The sequence below is a fragment of the Curtobacterium sp. MCLR17_032 genome (assembly GCF_003234795.2).
Lineage (GTDB): Bacteria > Actinomycetota > Actinomycetes > Actinomycetales > Microbacteriaceae > Curtobacterium.
This window is the reverse complement of the sequence record NZ_CP126268.1, coordinates 443,608-459,246: the sequence shown is the minus strand read 5'-3', so window position 1 is coordinate 459,246 and position 15,639 is coordinate 443,608. Positions and strand designations below refer to the sequence as shown.

Here is a 15,639-nt window from a genome sequence, read left to right as displayed (position 1 = left end):
GTGGGTACGAGGAGCAATGTATGCGCTTACATCGCCGGGCGCAAGTCATCGGTTCCGGCGCGTGGTGCCTCAGATCGACGGCGGGCAGCTCTCGCGCAGGAGCACCTCGACGGGCAGCCGGACGGCCCGCGGCGGACCGTCACGGCGGTCCAGTCGGTCGACGATCGCCCGGACGGCTGCGCGGCCGAGGTCCCCCATCGGCTGGTGCACCGTGGTCAGCCGCGGCACCGAGTACCGCCCGGCATCGATGCCGTCGAACCCCGTCACCACGACGTCGTCCGGCACCCGGAGCCCGCGCGCCAGGACCGCGTCGAGCACGCCGAGCGCCGACTGGTCGTTCGAGCAGACGATCGCCCGCGGCACCCGCTCGTCCAGCAGGGTGCGGGCGAGCTCCCGCGCCCGGACCCGGCCGAAGTCGCCGTGCACGGTCCGGACCGCGGCCGACGCCAGGCCGTGGTCCTCGAGCGCACGCTTGAACCCGGCGGTGCGCTCCTGGTCGTCCGGGGAGTCGACGGGCCCGGCGACGTATGCGATCGACCGGATGCCGAGCCGACCGATGACGTGGGCGGCGAGGGTCCGCATGCCCGCGGCGTTGTCGACGCTGATCGAGTCGAAGCCGCGCGAGCGCCGGTCGTCGGCGAGCACCACCACCGGGATCCGGCGGGCGACGTGTTCGAGCAGCTCGTCCGGCACGGTCTGCGCCAGGACCGCCAACCCGTCGACCCGGCCGGCGACGTCGTTGACGATGACGTCCCGCGACGGACCACGTCCGGCCGCGACCATGAGCGCCAGGCCGCGCTGCCAGGCCTCGGTCTCGGCGCCCCGCAGGACCTCGTCGAAGTACAGGTTCGAGGACGTCGGCTGCGTCACGTGCCGACGGTCGTCGACGATGCGGACGCCGCCGTCGGTGACGACGTCCGGCCGCTCGTCCGGCACGACGTCGAACCCCGGCAGCAGCAGCCCCACCACGCCGGTCCGTCGTCCGGCCAGGGCGCGGGCGTTGCCGGACGGGACGTAGCCGAGGGAGCGGATCGCGGCCTGCACGCGGTCGCGGGTGCCCTCGCGGACGGCGTCGGGCGTACGGAGGACGCGGGAGACGGTCGCGATCGAGACGCCCGCGGCCGAGGCGACGTCGTAGACCGTGGGAGGTGCGGTGCCCTGCGTGGTCACGCCGTGCCTCCCGTCGCGGTCGGAGCCGCGGGCGGCCTGCCCGGCGACGCCGACCATCCTAGGCAGCGTCGGTTCTGCACAGGTCCACGGCGGGGTCTTGCGCACCGGGGCGCGCAGGACGACACTGGCCCGACCAACCGGGACTGGCCGGTCGATCGGTCAGCCGGATCAGCAGGGCCTGCCCTGTCGGCAGGTCCTGCACACCAGCAGTGGGAAGGACGATCAGATGTCACAGTCGACTCCGTCCGGACGCAGGGACGCGTACCGGCTCTCCACCGACGAGGCCGAGGTGCGCGACGCGCTCCTCGACCACGACCACGACTCGCACCTGTCGTGGGTGACCGCCCAGCTCGACGGGACGGAGGAGCGTCCGCTCGTCGAGTAGCGAGCGCACGCCAGCAGCCGGTCAGGCGCCGGCGGCCAGCCCGTCAGGCGCCGGCGGCCAGCCCGTCAGGCGCCGGCGGCCAGCCCGTCAGGCGCCGGCGGCCAGCCCGTCAGGCGCCGGCGGCCAGCCGCTCCGGCGCGCCGACGATCGCCATGCCCGCGCCGCGGAGCCGACGCCGCTCCTGGGCGATGAAGCCCAGCAGCCGGTCGTTCGTCCCCGCGACGTGGGCGGCGACCAGTTCCGCTGCACGGTCGGCGTCGCCCTGCTGGACGGCGTCGAGGATGTCGCTGTGCTCCTGCCACGCGGCGTCGCGGGCCTCGGGCGTGCGGACCTCGATCCACCGCGTGCGCTCGAGTCGGGTCAGGGCGTCGGCCACCGCGTCGGTGACGAACCGGTTGCCGCCGAGGGCTGCCAGGTCCAGGTGGAACGTCGACCCCATCGTGATGCCGGCCTGCTGGTCCGGCGTCGGACGGAGGGCATCGAGGTGCCCACGGACCTCGGCGAGCGCCTCCGGCTGCGCACGGGCCACGGCGAGCCGGGCGGCGGCGGGTTCGAGGACACCGCGGAGTTCGGCGAGCGAGGCGATCTCGTCGAGGTCGATCGGGGTGACCGTCCACGAACGCCCCTCGTGCAGGATGAGCCCCTCGCGTTCCAGGCGCGACAAGGCGGCACGGACGGGGGTGCGCGAGGCGTGGAAACGCGCTTCGAGCCCGCGCTCCGAGATGCGTTCCCCGGGCGCGATGTCGAGCGTCAGGATCGCGGCGCGGAGGTTGTCGTAGAGCTGGGCCGTCTGCGACACGGGTGCTGCGTCGGTCGGTTCGGTCACGGGCATCCAGCGTAGTGCCGTCCGACGCGTGTTGGTATACCGTTCCGGTACACCAGCCGAGTCGAGACGGGGAGCGCGTGGTCCGGACACCTGCACGCGCCTGGGTGGTGCTCGCACTGGGTGTCCTGGCGCAGACCGCCGGGACCCTCGTCGTGACGGCGCCGGCCCTGCTCATCCCGTACCTGCACGCGAACGGCCTGTCGCTCGCGCAGGCCGGACTGCTCGCCTCGGCCCCGACGGCGGGCATGGTCCTGACGCTCATCGCCTGGGGCGCCGTGACCGACCGGATCGGCGAGCGGATCGTGATCGCGGGCGGACTGGTGCTCACCACCCTCGCGGTCGCCGGCGCGTGGCTGGCCGGCGACGACACCGTGCTGCTCGGGGTCGCGTTCCTGGCGGCGGGCATGACCAGCGCCTCGACGAACGCGGCGAGCGGCCGGGTGGTCGTCGGGTGGTTCCCCAAGGAGCGGCGCGGTCTGGCGATGGGGATCCGGCAGATGTCGCAGCCGCTCGGGGTGACCCTGGCGGCCGTCACGGTCCCGCAGCTCGCCGAGGCGTCGGGCATCCGCAGCGCGCTGGTCCTGCCGGTGCTGCTGTGCGCGGTGCTCGCGGTGTCGTGCGCGTTCGGGATCGCCGACCCGCCACGACCGACGCGGAAGCGCTCCACCACCGCCGACACGTCGAACCCGACCAGCGCGACCACGAACCCCTACCGCGCGACCGGCTTCCTCTGGCGGATCCACGCGGTCTCGATCCTGCTCGTGGTGCCGCAGTTCACCCTGTCGACGTACGGGTTGGTCTGGCTGGTCACCCTCGGCTGGTCGACGTCCGCAGCCGGACTGCTGGTCGGAGCCGCCCAGTTCGTCGGTGCGATCGGCCGGATCCTGGTCGGCTCGTGGAGCGACCACGTCGGCTCCCGGGTCGGGCCGCTGCGGGTGGTCGCCGTGTCGGCCGCCGTGGTGATGGCGGTGCTGGCCCTGGTCGACGCCGCGCACCTGCCCGCAGCCGCGGTGGTGCTCGTCGTGGCGACGAGCGTCACGGTCGCCGACAACGGTCTGGCGTACACGTCGGTCGCCGAGGCCGCCGGCCCCGCCTGGTCCGGCCGGGCCCTGGGCGCGCAGAACACCGGGCAGTTCATCGCGGCGAGCATCGTCGGCCCGGGCATCGGCGCCCTGGTCGGGCTGGTCGGGTTCGCCGGGTCGTTCCTGCTCGTCGCGGCGCTGCCGGTGCTCGCGCTGCCGCTCGTGCCGCGGTCGGACCGCTCGCACGACTGAGACGCCCGGCGCGACCCGGAACGGACGGGAGGCCCGTGGCGGCGTCCCCACGGGTCTCCCGTCCGGTCACGAATCCGGCACGAATCCCCACCGTCGTTCGGTTCTGTGGTTGGGTGTCGTGCAACCCCGATCCGACGACGAACCGGAGGTGCACGGCAATGACGCCATCACCAACACCACTGTCCAGACGATCCCTGCTGGGATTCGGCATCGGCACGGCGGCAGCAGGTCTGCTCGCCGGGTGCGCGGTGCCGGGCTCGACCAACGTGAACCGGTCGGCACTGGTGCCGGCCGCCGCACGTGGGGAGACGGTCCAGATCACCTACTGGGCCTGGCTCAAGGACCTGCAGAAGGTGTGCGACGTGTGGAACGCCTCGCACCCGCACATCCAGGTCACCGCGAACTGGATCCCCGGCGGCACCGCCGGCGGGTACCAGAAGATGTACTCCGCGCTCGCGGCCGGCGGCGGCCCCGACATCGGCCAGGTCGAGCTCCGGCAGATCCCCGAGTTCATGCTCGCGAACGGCCTGGTCGACCTGGCCCGGTACGGCGCGAAGGACTTCCAGTCGGAGTACGACGAGGCCGCCTGGGCCCAGGTCGAGTTCGTCGACGGCGTCTACGGCATCCCGCAGGACACCGGCCCGATGGGCTTCTACTACCAGACCGCGATCCTGGAGCAGGCCGGCGGCGAACCCCCGACCACGTGGGACGAGTGGAAGGTGCTGGCCGACAAGGTCCGGAAGACCGGCAAGCGGAACTTCCTCGAGGTGTTCCCGGTCGCCGACGCCTCGCCCTTCGCCGCCTACGCCCAGCAGGCCGGCGCCCGCTGGTTCAAGGTCGACGGTGACGAGTGGGTCGTCGACATGACCGACGACGCCACTATGCGGGTCGCCGACTTCTTCGACGGCTGCATCGACGACGACCTGGTCGACACCAGCGCCGGTGCGTACTCCCCCGGCTGGTACGCGGCCTGCGCCAGCGGTCGGATCGCCGCGGTGACGAGTGCCAGCTGGGGTGACGCGCTGATCGAGTCGATCCAGGGCGGCAAGGGCAAGTGGAAGGTCGCACCGATGCAGAAGTGGGACGCGTCCGGGTTCGGTTCGAGTGCGATCGGCGGGTCCAGCGCCGCGGTCCTGGCGAACGCGAAGCACCCCGCGGAAGCGCTCGAGTTCATCACCTGGATGACCACCTCGAAGGAAGGGGTGGACGCGATGATCAAGTACTGCGGCATCGGCTGGTCCCCCGCGAAGGACTACATCGGCGCCCAGCGCGAGCAGCCGTCGGAGTGGTTCTCCGGCCAGAACTACAACGAAGAGGTCTTCGCCCCCGCCGCGAAGGAGCAGAACATCGACTGGTCGTGGTCGCCGGTGACGCAGTCGGCCTTCACGTCGCTGCAGGACCAGTTCCGCCGCAAGATCACCGGCAAGCTGAAGCTCTCGGACGCCGTCGAGCTCGCCCAGGCCGAGATCGTGCAGTCCTTCAAGGAAAAGGGCCTCAGCGTCAGGACGGCACGATGACCACGCAGCAGACACCCCCCGCCTTCCGCACGAGCACCAAGGCCACCCGCGCGCAGAAGCGTGCCCCGTGGATCCTGCTCGCACCGTTCCTGGCGCTCTTCGCGCTGACGTTCGTCATCCCGATCATCAGCGCGCTGTTCCAGAGCTTCACCACCGTCGACCGGAAGGGCCTGTTCGGCGAGGACGGCGTCACCGGCCGGTTCGCCGGCTTCGACAACTACGTCACGGCGCTGAACGACAACGGCTTCGTCGCCTCGATCGGCCGGATGCTGCTGTTCGGCATCGTCCAGGTGCCGGTGATGATCATCGCCTGCACGATCCTGGCGCTGCTGCTCGAGTCGGCGAGCGCCCGCTGGCCGGGCTTCTTCCGGGCCATCTACTTCATGCCGTACGGGGTCCCCGGCGTCATCGCGACGATCCTCTGGTCGTTCCTGTACGTGCCCGGGCTGTCGCCGATCGTGTCGTTGCTGCAGTCGATGGGGCTGCAGCCGGACTTCCTCGGCGCGAACAGCGTGCTGTGGTCGATCGCGAACATCGTCACGTGGACCTACACCGGCTACAACATGCTCATCATCGTGGCGCAGCTGAAGTCGATCCCCGGCGAGGTGTACGAGGCCGCCAAGATGGACGGCGCCGGACCCTTCCAGGTCGCCTGGCGGATCCAGATCCCGCTCATCGCGCCGGCCCTGGTGCTGACGACGGTGTTCTCGATCATCGGCACACTGCAGCTCTTCGCCGAGCCGCAGATCCTGTCGACGGTCGCCCCCGCCATCGACACCGAGTACACGCCGAACTACGCCGCGTACACGAACGCGTTCGCCTTCAACGAGTACGGCGTCGCGAGCGCGCAGGCCGTGATCATCGCGTTGGCCGCGTTCATCCTGTCGTTCACGTTCCTGGCGCTGACGAACCGGCGGCCGAAGGACGAGCGCGACCAGCGCAAGCGGGCCCGCAAGGGCGGCCTGGAGGCTCGGCGCGCGCTCCAGACGCGCGCTGCGGCGGGCAGCACGGTCACCACACAAGCCGACCGCAGCCTCCCGGCCGGTCGTGTCGCGACGACCGAAGGGACTGAACGATGACCAGCGAAGCCGTCGAAGCGCCAGCCACGGCGAAGACCGCGGTGCCGGTCGACACCACGTCGATCACCGCGCACCAGCGACGGAAGCTCGACCGCTCGCCGCGGTCGCAGATCGTGGTGACCGGGATCCTGGTCGTCGTCGCGCTGTACTTCCTGGTGCCGCTGTACTGGGTCGTGATCGCCGCGACGAAGACGACGGGCGCCCTGTTCGCCACGAACGGGTTCTGGTTCGGCGGTGACTTCGCCCTGTTCAGCAACATCCAGGCGGTCTTCACCTACGACGGCGGCATCTTCGTCCGGTGGATCGCGAACAGCGTCCTGTACTCCGGCGTCGGGGCGGTCCTGGCGACCTACTTCGCCGCGGCCGGCGGGTACGCCCTGGCGAAGTACGAGTTCCGCGGCCGGCAGCTCGTGTTCGGCACGATCCTCGGCGGCGTCCTGGTCCCCGGCACAGCGACCGCACTGCCGCTGTTCCTGCTGTTCTCGACGATGGGCCTGACCGACACGTACTGGAGCGTGCTCATCCCGAGCCTGGTCTCGCCGTTCGGGCTGTTCCTGTGCCGGGTCTACGCCTCGGCGTCGATCGACACGGCGCTGATGGAGTCCGCACGGCTCGACGGGGCGAGTGAACTGCGGATCTTCCACACCATCGCGCTGCGCCAGCTGACACCCGCGCTCGTCACCGTGTTCCTGTTCCAGCTCGTCGGGATCTGGAACAACTTCTTCCTGCCGCTCATCATGCTGGCAGACCAGAAGCTGTACCCGATCACACTGGGACTCAACAACTGGCGAGCCCAGGTGGACCGGTTGCCCGAGTTCTACCAGCTCACCACGGGTGGGGTGCTCGTCTCGGTCATCCCGCTCGTCATCGCCATCATCGTCCTGCAGCGCTTCTGGCGCGGGGGCCTCACGGAAGGATCGGTCAAGGGTTGACCTCTGCCGCACTCGACGACCTGCACTCGACCACACCGGGATCGGCATCGCGCCGGGCACCACGTGCCTGGTTGCACACCGACGCTCCGTCACTGTCGCTCAACGGCGACTGGGACTTCCGGTGGTCCCCGGTGGCGGACGCCCCCGGGTTCGAGGACCCGGACGGGTGGGGGTCACTCCCGGTGCCGTCGCACTGGGTCCTGCACGGTCACGGTGCGCCGAGCTACACCAACGTGCAGTACCCGTTCCCGGTCGACCCGCCGCACCCGCCGGACGAGAACCCGACCGGTGACCACCGCCGGACCTTCACGCTGCCGGACTCGTTCGACGGGGCCGCGCGGGTGCTGCTCCGCTTCGACGGGGTGGAGTCGCACTACCGGGTGTGGGTGAACGGGGAGCTCGTCGGGTGGTCGACCGGGTCCCGGCTCGCCACCGAGTTCGACGTGACGTCGATGCTCCGGCCGGGGTCGAACGAGCTCCGGGTCCGCGTGCACCAGTGGTCGGCGGCCTCGTACCTGGAGGACCAGGACCAGTGGTGGCTGCCCGGCATCTTCCGGGACGTCACCCTGCTCGCCCGTCCGGCCGCCCCGATCGACGACGTGTTCGTCCGGGCCGGGTGGACCGCGACGCTCGGGGACGCGGCCTCCGCCGGGACCGCTGCGTCAGGCCGGCCCTCGACCGGGACGGGCACGATCTCGGTGCCGACGCTCGACGCGGTGTTCCCGGTGCGCTTCGCCGTCCCGGAGCTCGGCGTGTCCGTGGTGTGGGACTCCGCGGACGACGTCGCCCCGATCACGGTCGAGGGCGTCGAGCCGTGGAGCGCGGAGCTGCCGCGGCTGTACGACGCGACGCTGACGTCGGGCAGCGGCGCTGCCGGCGGCGGTGCTGCCGGGGAGACCGTGTCGCTCCGCCTGGGGTTCCGGACCGTGCAGATCGTCGGCGACCGGTTCCTGGTCAACGGCGAGCGCGTCGTGTTCCACGGCGTCAACCGGCACGAGACGCACCCCGTGCGCGGCAGGGTGTTCGACGAGGCCCACGCCCGCGCCGACATGGCGCTGATGAAGCGGTCGAACGTCAACGCGATCCGCACCTCGCACTACCCGCCGCATCCCCGCGTGCTCGACCTGGCCGACGAACTCGGCTTCTGGGTGATCCTGGAGTGCGACCTCGAGACACACGGCTTCGAGTTCCAGGGCTGGCAGGGCAACCCCTCCGACGACCCCGCCTGGGAGGACGCGTACCTCGACCGCATCGCCCGCACCGTCGAGCGCGACAAGAACCACCCCTCGATCGTGATGTGGTCGCTCGGCAACGAGTCCGGTACCGGGCGGAACCTCGCGGCGATGTCGCAGTGGGTGCACGCCCGAGACCCCGAGCGTCCGGTGCACTACGAGGGCGACTACACGGGCGAGTACACCGACGTCTACTCGCGGATGTACCCCACGCTGCAGGAGACCGAGTCGATCGGCGGCGGTCCGGCCACTCCCCTGCTCGGCTGCGGCCCCGCCGAAGCGGCACGGCAGCGGTCGAAGCCGTTCCTGCACTGCGAGTACGTGCACGCGATGGGCAACGGCCCCGGGCAGATCGCCGAGTACGAGGCCCTGGTCGACCGCTACCCCCGGCTGCACGGCGGCTTCGTGTGGGAGTGGCGTGACCACGGACTCCTGGCCCACACGCCCGACGGCACCCCGTACCACGCGTACGGCGGCGACTTCCACGAGGTCGTGCACGACGGCAACTTCGTGATGGACGGCCTGGTGCTGCCGGACGACACCCCGACGCCCGGGCTCGCCGAGTTCGCCGCCGTCGTCGCCCCGGTGCGTCTGTCCGTCTCACCCCTCGGCGGCTCGAGCATCGCCGGCGGCGGGACCGTCCTGGTCGAGAACCGGTACCACTCGGCGTCGACCGCGGGACTGCGGTTCTGCTGGACCCTCTGCCGGAACGGCGTCGTCGAGGCGTCCGGACGGTTCGCGCCCGGGATCGTCGCCGCACGGCAGTCCGCCACGGTGCCGGTGCCCGACGAGGTGCTCGCGGCAGCGCGGGCGGATGCGGACGCCCTGGCGCCGGGCGACGAGCTGTGGCTCGACGTCGTCGCGGAGCTCGCCGGGCCCACCGCCTGGGCGGACACCGGGCACGTGGTCGCACGCACCCAGACGCTCGTGGCGAGCCGGGCGGCGGAGGTGGTGCGGGCCTCCCGAGTGGGGTGGCAGGGCGACCGTCTCGGTGACGCGACGTTCACGGCACGCGGTGACCTGGCGACGCTCAAGGGCCACGCGGTGGCCGGGCCCCGCCTCGAGCTGTGGCGGGCGCCGACGGACAACGACCGTGGCGCCTCGCAGGGCGGGTACGAGACCGCCGATCCGGAGCTGACGCTCGGTGTCGGCGACCCGATGGCGCCCTCGTCGGCGTCGAAGTGGGAGGCCCGTGGTCTCGACCGGCTGACCCACCGGCTCGTGTCCGTGGACCGGACCGACGACGGGCTCGTGCAGCGGGTCCGGGTCGGGGCGGCGAACAGCGGGGCCGGGGTCGAGGTCACCCACCGGTGGACCCTGACCGACGCCGGACTGCTGCTGCGGACCGACGCCGTGCCGTTCGGCGGCTGGGACGTCACCTGGCCGCGGGTCGGCGTGCGGATCGACCTGCCCGCCGCGCTGCTGTCCGAGACGGCCTCGTGGTTCGGGACCGGGCCGGACGAGTCCTACGCGGACTCATCGCACGCGGCCCGGGTCGGACGGTTCGAGGCTCCGGTCTCGGCGATGACCACGCGCTACTCGATGCCGCAGGAGACCGGGCACCGGCCCTCGTTGCGGTCGCTGACGGTGGGGCCCTTCACGGTCACGACCGTGCCGGCGCCGGGCTCGGGGCACCGCGCCGGGTTCACCCTGACGCCGTGGACCGCGCAACAGGTCGGGCGTGCCGGGCACCCGCACGAGCTGCCGGAGCCGGACGCGCTGTACCTGTACCTCGACGACGCGCAGCACGGGCTCGGCAGCCGGGCGTGTGGGCTCGACGTCCTGCCGGAGCACCAGCTGTGGCCGAGTGCGCGGAGCTGGAGCGTCCTGCTGGCGTAGGCCGGGGCGCGGGCGGCGGCCGGCCGGCCGCCGCCGCTGGCGCTGGCGCTGGCGCTGGCGCTGGCGCTGGCGCTGGCGCTGGCGCCAGCAGGCGCCGCACAACAGAAGCCCGTCCGAACCGGGGGATCCCCCGGTTCGGACGGGCTTCTGTTGTGCGCATGCGAAGCGCGCCGAAGCGCGGCGCGCCGCAGCCGCGCCGCGCGTCAGCCGCGCGCGATGGCCTCGGCGGCCGACGGGTCCGCGCCGTCGAGGAACTGCGTCAGCCGCTCGGCCTCGCCCGGCTCCTCGATCGCCTCGGCCGCCCGACGCAGGGCGAACAGGGAGCGCAGCACGCCCCGGTTCGGCTCGTGCGACCACGGCACCGGCCCGACACCGCGCCACCCGGCCTTCCGGAGCGCGTCGAGGCCGCGGTGGTACCCGACGCGGGCGTACGCGTAGGACTCGACGGTCGCACCGCGCGCCCACGCCTCGTCGGCGAGCAGCGCCCACGCCAGGCTCGACGCCGGGTACGACACCACCACGGAGGTGACGGGTGCGTCCGCCGCCAGGGCTGCGTCCACCTCGGGCTCGGCGGCCAGCAGCGTCTCGGGGTTGGTCGAGGGGTTCGGGAGCAGGTTGTCCGGCATGCCCGCCACGCTACTTGAGCAGACTGCTCACTTCAGCGGGTCGTGGCCCCAGTTCATCAGCGAGTACCGCCACCGGGTGTCCTCGACGTCACCGGAGGGTCGCTGCGACGAGTGCCGCGCCACGTACCCGACGACCTTCCGCATGTGCGCGTAGTCGTCGTCGGTGTACTCGCCCTGCTTCTTCCGCAGGATCCGCACGATGTGCCGCCCGGACTCGTGCCCGGTCGACTCGGACGCGCCGGACGACTTCTGTCCGACCTCCTTCGACTCGTCGGAGTCCAGCCAGTCCTCCAGCTGCGAGGCGGTCATGTTCACCGCGTCGGCGAAGTCGTCCCGGGTCTGCTTCTCGTCGTCAGCCATGTCCGACATCTTGCGCGGCACGACTGCGCGGTCGTACGGTGGGTCGTACCCCGTCGTCACCGCGTGGCCCCGGTGCGGGACGACCGACCGGCGGCACGGGTGGCGGCCACGGGGCCTCCCGACGGGAACGGATCCGGCATTGCGCGAGACCACCGGCACTGCGCCACAGCAGCCGTTGTCCCTGCGCTGACACCGTGACCTCGCCCGCCGACCGGTGGGACCGCCGCCCTCGCGGCTGACGGTGTCGTGCGCCCGCACGACCACCGGAAGGCACCCGCATGCCCGTCACCCCCTCCGTCGTCCTGCACGACGTCTCCTTCCCCTGGCCCGACGGCACCGTTGCGCTCGACCACCTCAGCACCGCGTTCGGCCGCGGTCGGACCGCGCTCGTCGGGCGGAACGGCGCCGGCAAGTCGACCCTCGTCCGCCTCGTCACCGGCCAGCTCGCGCCGATGAGCGGCACCGTCACGACGACGGGACCGGTGGACCACCTGCCGCAGCGCGTCCAGGGGGCCGTGCCGCGCCTCCCGTCCGTCGCGTCCCCACCTGCCGGCTGGGAGGCACGCCCCACCACCCCGGACACGGTCGCGGACCTGCTCGGGGTCGGCTCCCAGGTCCGGGCGCTCCGCGCGGTCCTCGGCGGGGACGCAACCCCCGCGCAGTTCGAGGCCGTCGGCGACGCCTGGGACGTGGAGGAGCGGGCCGGAGCGGCGCTGGCGGCGCTCGACCTCGGCCCCGGGGCCGAACTCGGCGCCGACGACCTCGACCGGCCGGTGCAGACCCTGTCGGGCGGTCAGGCGGTGCTCGTCGCGGTCACGGGCATCCGGCTCCGCGGCCGGCCGATCGCGTTCCTCGACGAGCCGACCAACAACCTCGACCGTCGCGCCCGGGCGGTGCTGCTCGACCTCGTGGACTCCTGGCGCGGCACCCTCGTCGTGGTGAGCCACGACCGCGAACTGCTCGAGCACGTCGACGAGGTCGTCGAGCTCCGCGACGGCGACGCGACCGTGTTCGGCGGGACGTACTCGGCGTTCGAGGAGCACCTCGCCGTGCAGCAGGCCGCCGTCGCCCGCGAGGTCCGGGTCGCCGAGCAGCGGCACCGCGTCGAGAAGCGGCAGCGGATCGACGCCGAGACGACCATCGCGCGCCGGGCGAGGGCCGGGGCGGCTGCAGCGTCGTCCGTGCCGAAGATCCTGGCGAACGAGCGGCGGAAGCGGGCCGAGGCCACGGCCGGACGGCTGCGCTCCGGTTCGGCGTCGGCCGAGGCGGCTGCGCTGACGAGGGCGCAGGAGGCCGGCCGCCGGCTGCGGTCCGACGACGAGATCAGCGTGGACCTGCCGGACCCGGGCGTCCCGGCCTCCCGGCGCATCGCGACGATCACGGTCCGCGGTCGGGCGACGGTCGTCCAGGGGCCGGAGCGCGTCGCCGTCGCCGGGGACAACGGGGTCGGGAAGTCGACGCTCCTCGACCAGCTCGTCGGGCTGCCGGATGCGCGCCAGCACCCGCTGCCCGGGACGTCCGCCGAGGCGCACACCGATCGGGTCGGCTACCTGCCGCAGCGGAAGGACACCCTCGACGACGATGCCTCGGTGCTCGAGAACGTCCGGCGTGCCGCGCCCGACGTGGCACCGGCAGAACTGCGGAACCGACTCGCCCGGTTCCTGGTCCGCGGGGACGTGGTCGACCGGGCCGTCGGGACGTTGTCCGGAGGGGAGCGGTTCCGCGTGGCGCTGGCCGGGCTGGTGCTCGCGGACCCGCCGCCGCAGCTGCTGGTGCTCGACGAGCCGACGAACGACCTCGACCTGACGAGCGTCGACCAGCTCGTGGCAGCGCTCCGGGCGTACCGGGGTGCCCTCGTGGTGGTCAGTCACGACGAGGGGTTCCTGGACCGGATCGGCCTCGACGTCCGGATCGAGCTCACCTGAGGCTCGGCTGGGCGGACACGACTCGGCTCCGCGTCGCCGCAGGACGTCCGCGGGGCCGAGGCTCGGCGCCGAGCCCCGTCCGTCCCGCCATCAGCGCCGGCGGGACGGACGGATCGAGAGCATCTCGACCGTGCCACGCTCCGGCAGGTCGATCACGGTCCGGACGGCATCGGCGACGTCGGACGGCGCGAGGTAGTAGTCGGTGTCGTAGTCCTCGCCGAGCTTCTCGGTGAGGGCACGCTGCATGTCCGAGTCGGTCCGGCCCGGGTGCACGCTCGACACCCGGACGCCGTTCGCCCGCTCCTCTTCGCGCAGCGCGTCGGTGAACGCCCGGAGCGCGAACTTCGACGCCGCGTACACGCCGCCCCCGGCTCCGGCGGTGAACCCGGACCCGCTGTTGATCGTCACGACGATCCCCCGCGCGGCCCGGAGCCCCGGCAGCGCGACCCGGGTGAGTTCCGCGACCGCGAACACGTTGGTGGCGAAGACGGCCTCCCACGTGTCGCGCGGGGTGTCCGCGACGCGGGTGCCCTGCTCGACGCCGGCGGAGTGCACGAGGACGTCGACCCAGCTCGGCACGGCGGGCATGTCGCCGGCCCCGAGGTCGCCGACGAACGGCTCCGCACTCGGCAGCGCGGCGACGACCGTGGCGACCGCCTCGGCGTCGCGTCCGCCGACGAGCACGTGGTGCGTCCGGCCCAGGTCCTCGGCGATCGCCCGGCCGATCCCCCGGGTCGCGCCGGTGACGAGGGCGACCGGGCGGTCGTTGTCGGGGGTGGGGGCGGAGACGGGAGGCGCGGTGTCGGTCACGCAGGCCAGCCTACGGAACCGGTACCGCGCCTCCCGTCCGGGTGGAGCGTGCGCGCGTCGCGCGGCCGCCGTCGATCAGTCGTCGTCCTTGGTGCGGCCGGCGCTCTCGCGGATGCGGATGCCCTGCAGGACGTCCTCGGCGCGCTTCTCGTCCTGCTTCTCGATCTGGCGGGTGTCGCGCTCGGGGAGCTGGATGTCCTCTTCGGCGTGGATGCCGGCCTGCAGTTCGCGGCCGCGCTCGAGCTCGGCGTCGAACTCGGCGCCGAACAGCAGCGCGTTGTTCGTGATCCAGATCCACAGCAGGAAGATGATCACGCCACCGAGCGAGCCGTACGTGGCGTTGTAGTTCGAGAAGTTGCCGACGTAGAAGCCGAAGCCGACACTGGCGAGGATCCAGATGACGATCGCGACGATCGCACCGCCGCTGACCCACTTGAACTTCGACTGCCGGACGTTCGGCGACCAGTAGTAGAGCACCGCGACGATGACGATCATGATGACGAGCAGGATCGGCCACTGCACGATCGACAGCACCAGGGCGGCGGCGTCGCCGAGGCCGATGAGGTCACCGAAGCTGCGTGCCAGGGGGCCGGAGACCAGGGCGAACAGGCCGACGACCAGCAGGACCACCGTGGTCACGGTGACGCCGAGCATCGTCGGGCGGAGCTTCCAGATCGGGCGCCCCTCGCGGACGTTGTAGATGCGGTTCATCGCCCGGCCGAAGGCACCGACGTAGCCGGACGCCGACCACAGCGCACCGAGCAGACCGACGATGAACGTCACCGGGGCGGCGGGCGAGCGGACCAGGCCGTTGATCGGCTCCTCCAGCAGCTTCGCGACGTCGCCACCGCCGGCGTTCCGGATGACCTGGAGCAGCGTGTTGATCGTGTCGCTCGGGTTCGAGACGAGTCCGAGGATGGACACGATCGCCAGCAGTCCGGGGAAGAGCGCGAGGACCGTGTAGTACGTCAGGCTCGCAGCCAGGTCGGTGCACTGGTCGCTCGTGAACTCACGCAGGGTCTTCTTGAGCGTGTACGTGAACGACGGCTTCGTGAGGTCCGTCGGGCTGTCCGGCTTCCGGGGGTCGTCCGGGGACGGCTTCTGCGATGCCTTCGCCATGGTCAGCCCTTCATCGCCTTCGTCATCTGCTTGATCGACTTCTTCGCCCGCGCGGCGTCCTTCTTGCGACGCTTCGCGGCAGCCTGGCGCTCCTGGAACACCGGGTTGCCGGTCGGGTCCTTCCGCGCGAACACGGGGACACCCTTCGACTGGCCGTCCTTGCCGACCTTCACCGGCTTGAACACCGGGACGGGTGCCGGCTCGCGGAGTGCACCCAACCGACCGGCGGGGTGGTTGCGGATCCGGGTGCCGACGACGATCGCGGCGAGTCCCGCGGCGGCGGTCATCGCGACGGCGACGAGTGGCGTGGGGTCACGGTGCCAGCGCTGACGGGTCTTCGCGAGCGCGAGCCGGGTGCGGGCGGGCACGTCGGACTTCTGCCGGATGCGCGCGACCGTGTCGACGATGCGCTCCCGGGTCCGTACGTTCCGGAGCTCGAGCTCGGGCATGGAGTCGTTGGGCATGGTCCCTGAGTACACGCTCGGCGGTGTGTGCCGCCGCGGGCGCGCGGGTGTGGGACCCGGCTGTCCCGCGTGCGGGACCCG

Annotated in this window: 14 protein-coding genes; 7 read left to right on the top strand and 7 right to left on the bottom strand. The window is 72.3% G+C overall.

Annotated elements, in window-relative coordinates; genetic code table 11:
- Positions 1-69: 69 nt before the first annotated feature.
- A complete protein-coding gene (locus tag DEI97_RS02255; RefSeq protein ID WP_111075854.1) occupies positions 70-1,227 on the bottom strand; it encodes a LacI family DNA-binding transcriptional regulator in 1,158 nt (385 codons plus the stop codon).
- Positions 1,228-1,396: 169 nt separating this feature from the next.
- Here DEI97_RS02255 and DEI97_RS02250 point away from each other — a divergent pair, with 169 nt between their 5' ends.
- A complete protein-coding gene (locus DEI97_RS02250) occupies positions 1,397-1,555 on the top strand; it encodes a hypothetical protein (RefSeq protein WP_181439329.1) in 159 nt (52 codons plus the stop codon).
- Positions 1,556-1,664: 109 nt separating this feature from the next.
- Here DEI97_RS02250 and DEI97_RS02245 read toward each other — a convergent pair whose 3' ends face one another.
- Entirely contained in the window at positions 1,665-2,381 is a 717-nt protein-coding gene (locus tag DEI97_RS02245) for a GntR family transcriptional regulator (RefSeq protein WP_258376765.1), read from the bottom strand.
- A 77-nt stretch (positions 2,382-2,458) separates the two neighbouring features.
- Here DEI97_RS02245 and DEI97_RS02240 point away from each other — a divergent pair, with 77 nt between their 5' ends.
- From DEI97_RS02240 to DEI97_RS02220, 5 genes are all read left to right on the top strand, one after another.
- On the top strand, positions 2,459-3,655 hold the full coding sequence (locus tag DEI97_RS02240) for an MFS transporter (RefSeq protein ID WP_111075852.1): 1,197 nt from the start codon (positions 2,459-2,461) through the stop codon (positions 3,653-3,655).
- A gap of 158 nt (positions 3,656-3,813) precedes the next feature.
- Positions 3,814-5,172, top strand: a complete 1,359-nt coding sequence (locus DEI97_RS02235) for an extracellular solute-binding protein (protein ID WP_111075851.1) — start codon at positions 3,814-3,816, stop codon at positions 5,170-5,172.
- Positions 5,169-6,251 (top strand): carbohydrate ABC transporter permease, encoded by a 1,083-nt coding sequence (locus DEI97_RS02230; RefSeq protein ID WP_111075850.1) that lies wholly within the window; start codon positions 5,169-5,171, stop codon positions 6,249-6,251. The genes DEI97_RS02235 and DEI97_RS02230 overlap by 4 nt, the downstream gene beginning before the upstream one ends.
- Positions 6,248-7,183: a carbohydrate ABC transporter permease gene (locus DEI97_RS02225; protein ID WP_111075849.1), complete on the top strand. Its 936-nt coding sequence runs from the start codon at positions 6,248-6,250 to the stop codon at positions 7,181-7,183. The genes DEI97_RS02230 and DEI97_RS02225 overlap by 4 nt, the downstream gene beginning before the upstream one ends.
- On the top strand, positions 7,180-10,254 hold the full coding sequence (locus tag DEI97_RS02220) for a glycoside hydrolase family 2 TIM barrel-domain containing protein (RefSeq protein ID WP_111075848.1): 3,075 nt from the start codon (positions 7,180-7,182) through the stop codon (positions 10,252-10,254). The genes DEI97_RS02225 and DEI97_RS02220 overlap by 4 nt, the downstream gene beginning before the upstream one ends.
- 203 nt (positions 10,255-10,457) lie before the next feature.
- On the opposite strand, the gene DEI97_RS02215 is transcribed toward DEI97_RS02220, so the two are convergent.
- Both DEI97_RS02215 and DEI97_RS02210 read right to left on the bottom strand, forming a co-directional pair.
- Positions 10,458-10,880 carry a DUF3151 domain-containing protein gene (locus DEI97_RS02215; protein ID WP_111075913.1) on the bottom strand — a complete coding sequence of 141 codons (423 nt, stop codon included), beginning with the start codon at positions 10,878-10,880 and terminating at the stop codon, positions 10,458-10,460.
- A 27-nt stretch (positions 10,881-10,907) separates the two neighbouring features.
- Positions 10,908-11,240: a DUF3140 domain-containing protein gene (locus tag DEI97_RS02210; protein WP_111075912.1), complete on the bottom strand. Its 333-nt coding sequence runs from the start codon at positions 11,238-11,240 to the stop codon at positions 10,908-10,910.
- Positions 11,241-11,518: 278 nt separating this feature from the next.
- Here DEI97_RS02210 and DEI97_RS02205 point away from each other — a divergent pair, with 278 nt between their 5' ends.
- Entirely contained in the window at positions 11,519-13,165 is a 1,647-nt protein-coding gene (locus tag DEI97_RS02205; protein WP_111075847.1) for an ATP-binding cassette domain-containing protein, read from the top strand.
- A gap of 90 nt (positions 13,166-13,255) precedes the next feature.
- On the opposite strand, the gene DEI97_RS02200 is transcribed toward DEI97_RS02205, so the two are convergent.
- The 3 genes from DEI97_RS02200 to DEI97_RS02190 all read right to left on the bottom strand — a co-directional run bounded on the left by DEI97_RS02200 (position 13,256) and on the right by DEI97_RS02190 (position 15,558).
- Positions 13,256-13,975, bottom strand: coding sequence for an SDR family oxidoreductase (locus DEI97_RS02200; RefSeq protein WP_111075846.1), 720 nt, complete (start codon positions 13,973-13,975; stop codon positions 13,256-13,258).
- A gap of 75 nt (positions 13,976-14,050) precedes the next feature.
- The gene (locus DEI97_RS02195; protein WP_111075845.1) at positions 14,051-15,094 is read right to left on the bottom strand and encodes a YihY/virulence factor BrkB family protein; all 1,044 of its coding nucleotides are present in this window, start codon (positions 15,092-15,094) and stop codon (positions 14,051-14,053) included.
- Positions 15,095-15,096: 2 nt separating this feature from the next.
- A complete protein-coding gene (locus DEI97_RS02190; RefSeq protein ID WP_146248218.1) occupies positions 15,097-15,558 on the bottom strand; it encodes a hypothetical protein in 462 nt (153 codons plus the stop codon).
- Between the last annotated feature and the right edge of the window lie 81 nt (positions 15,559-15,639).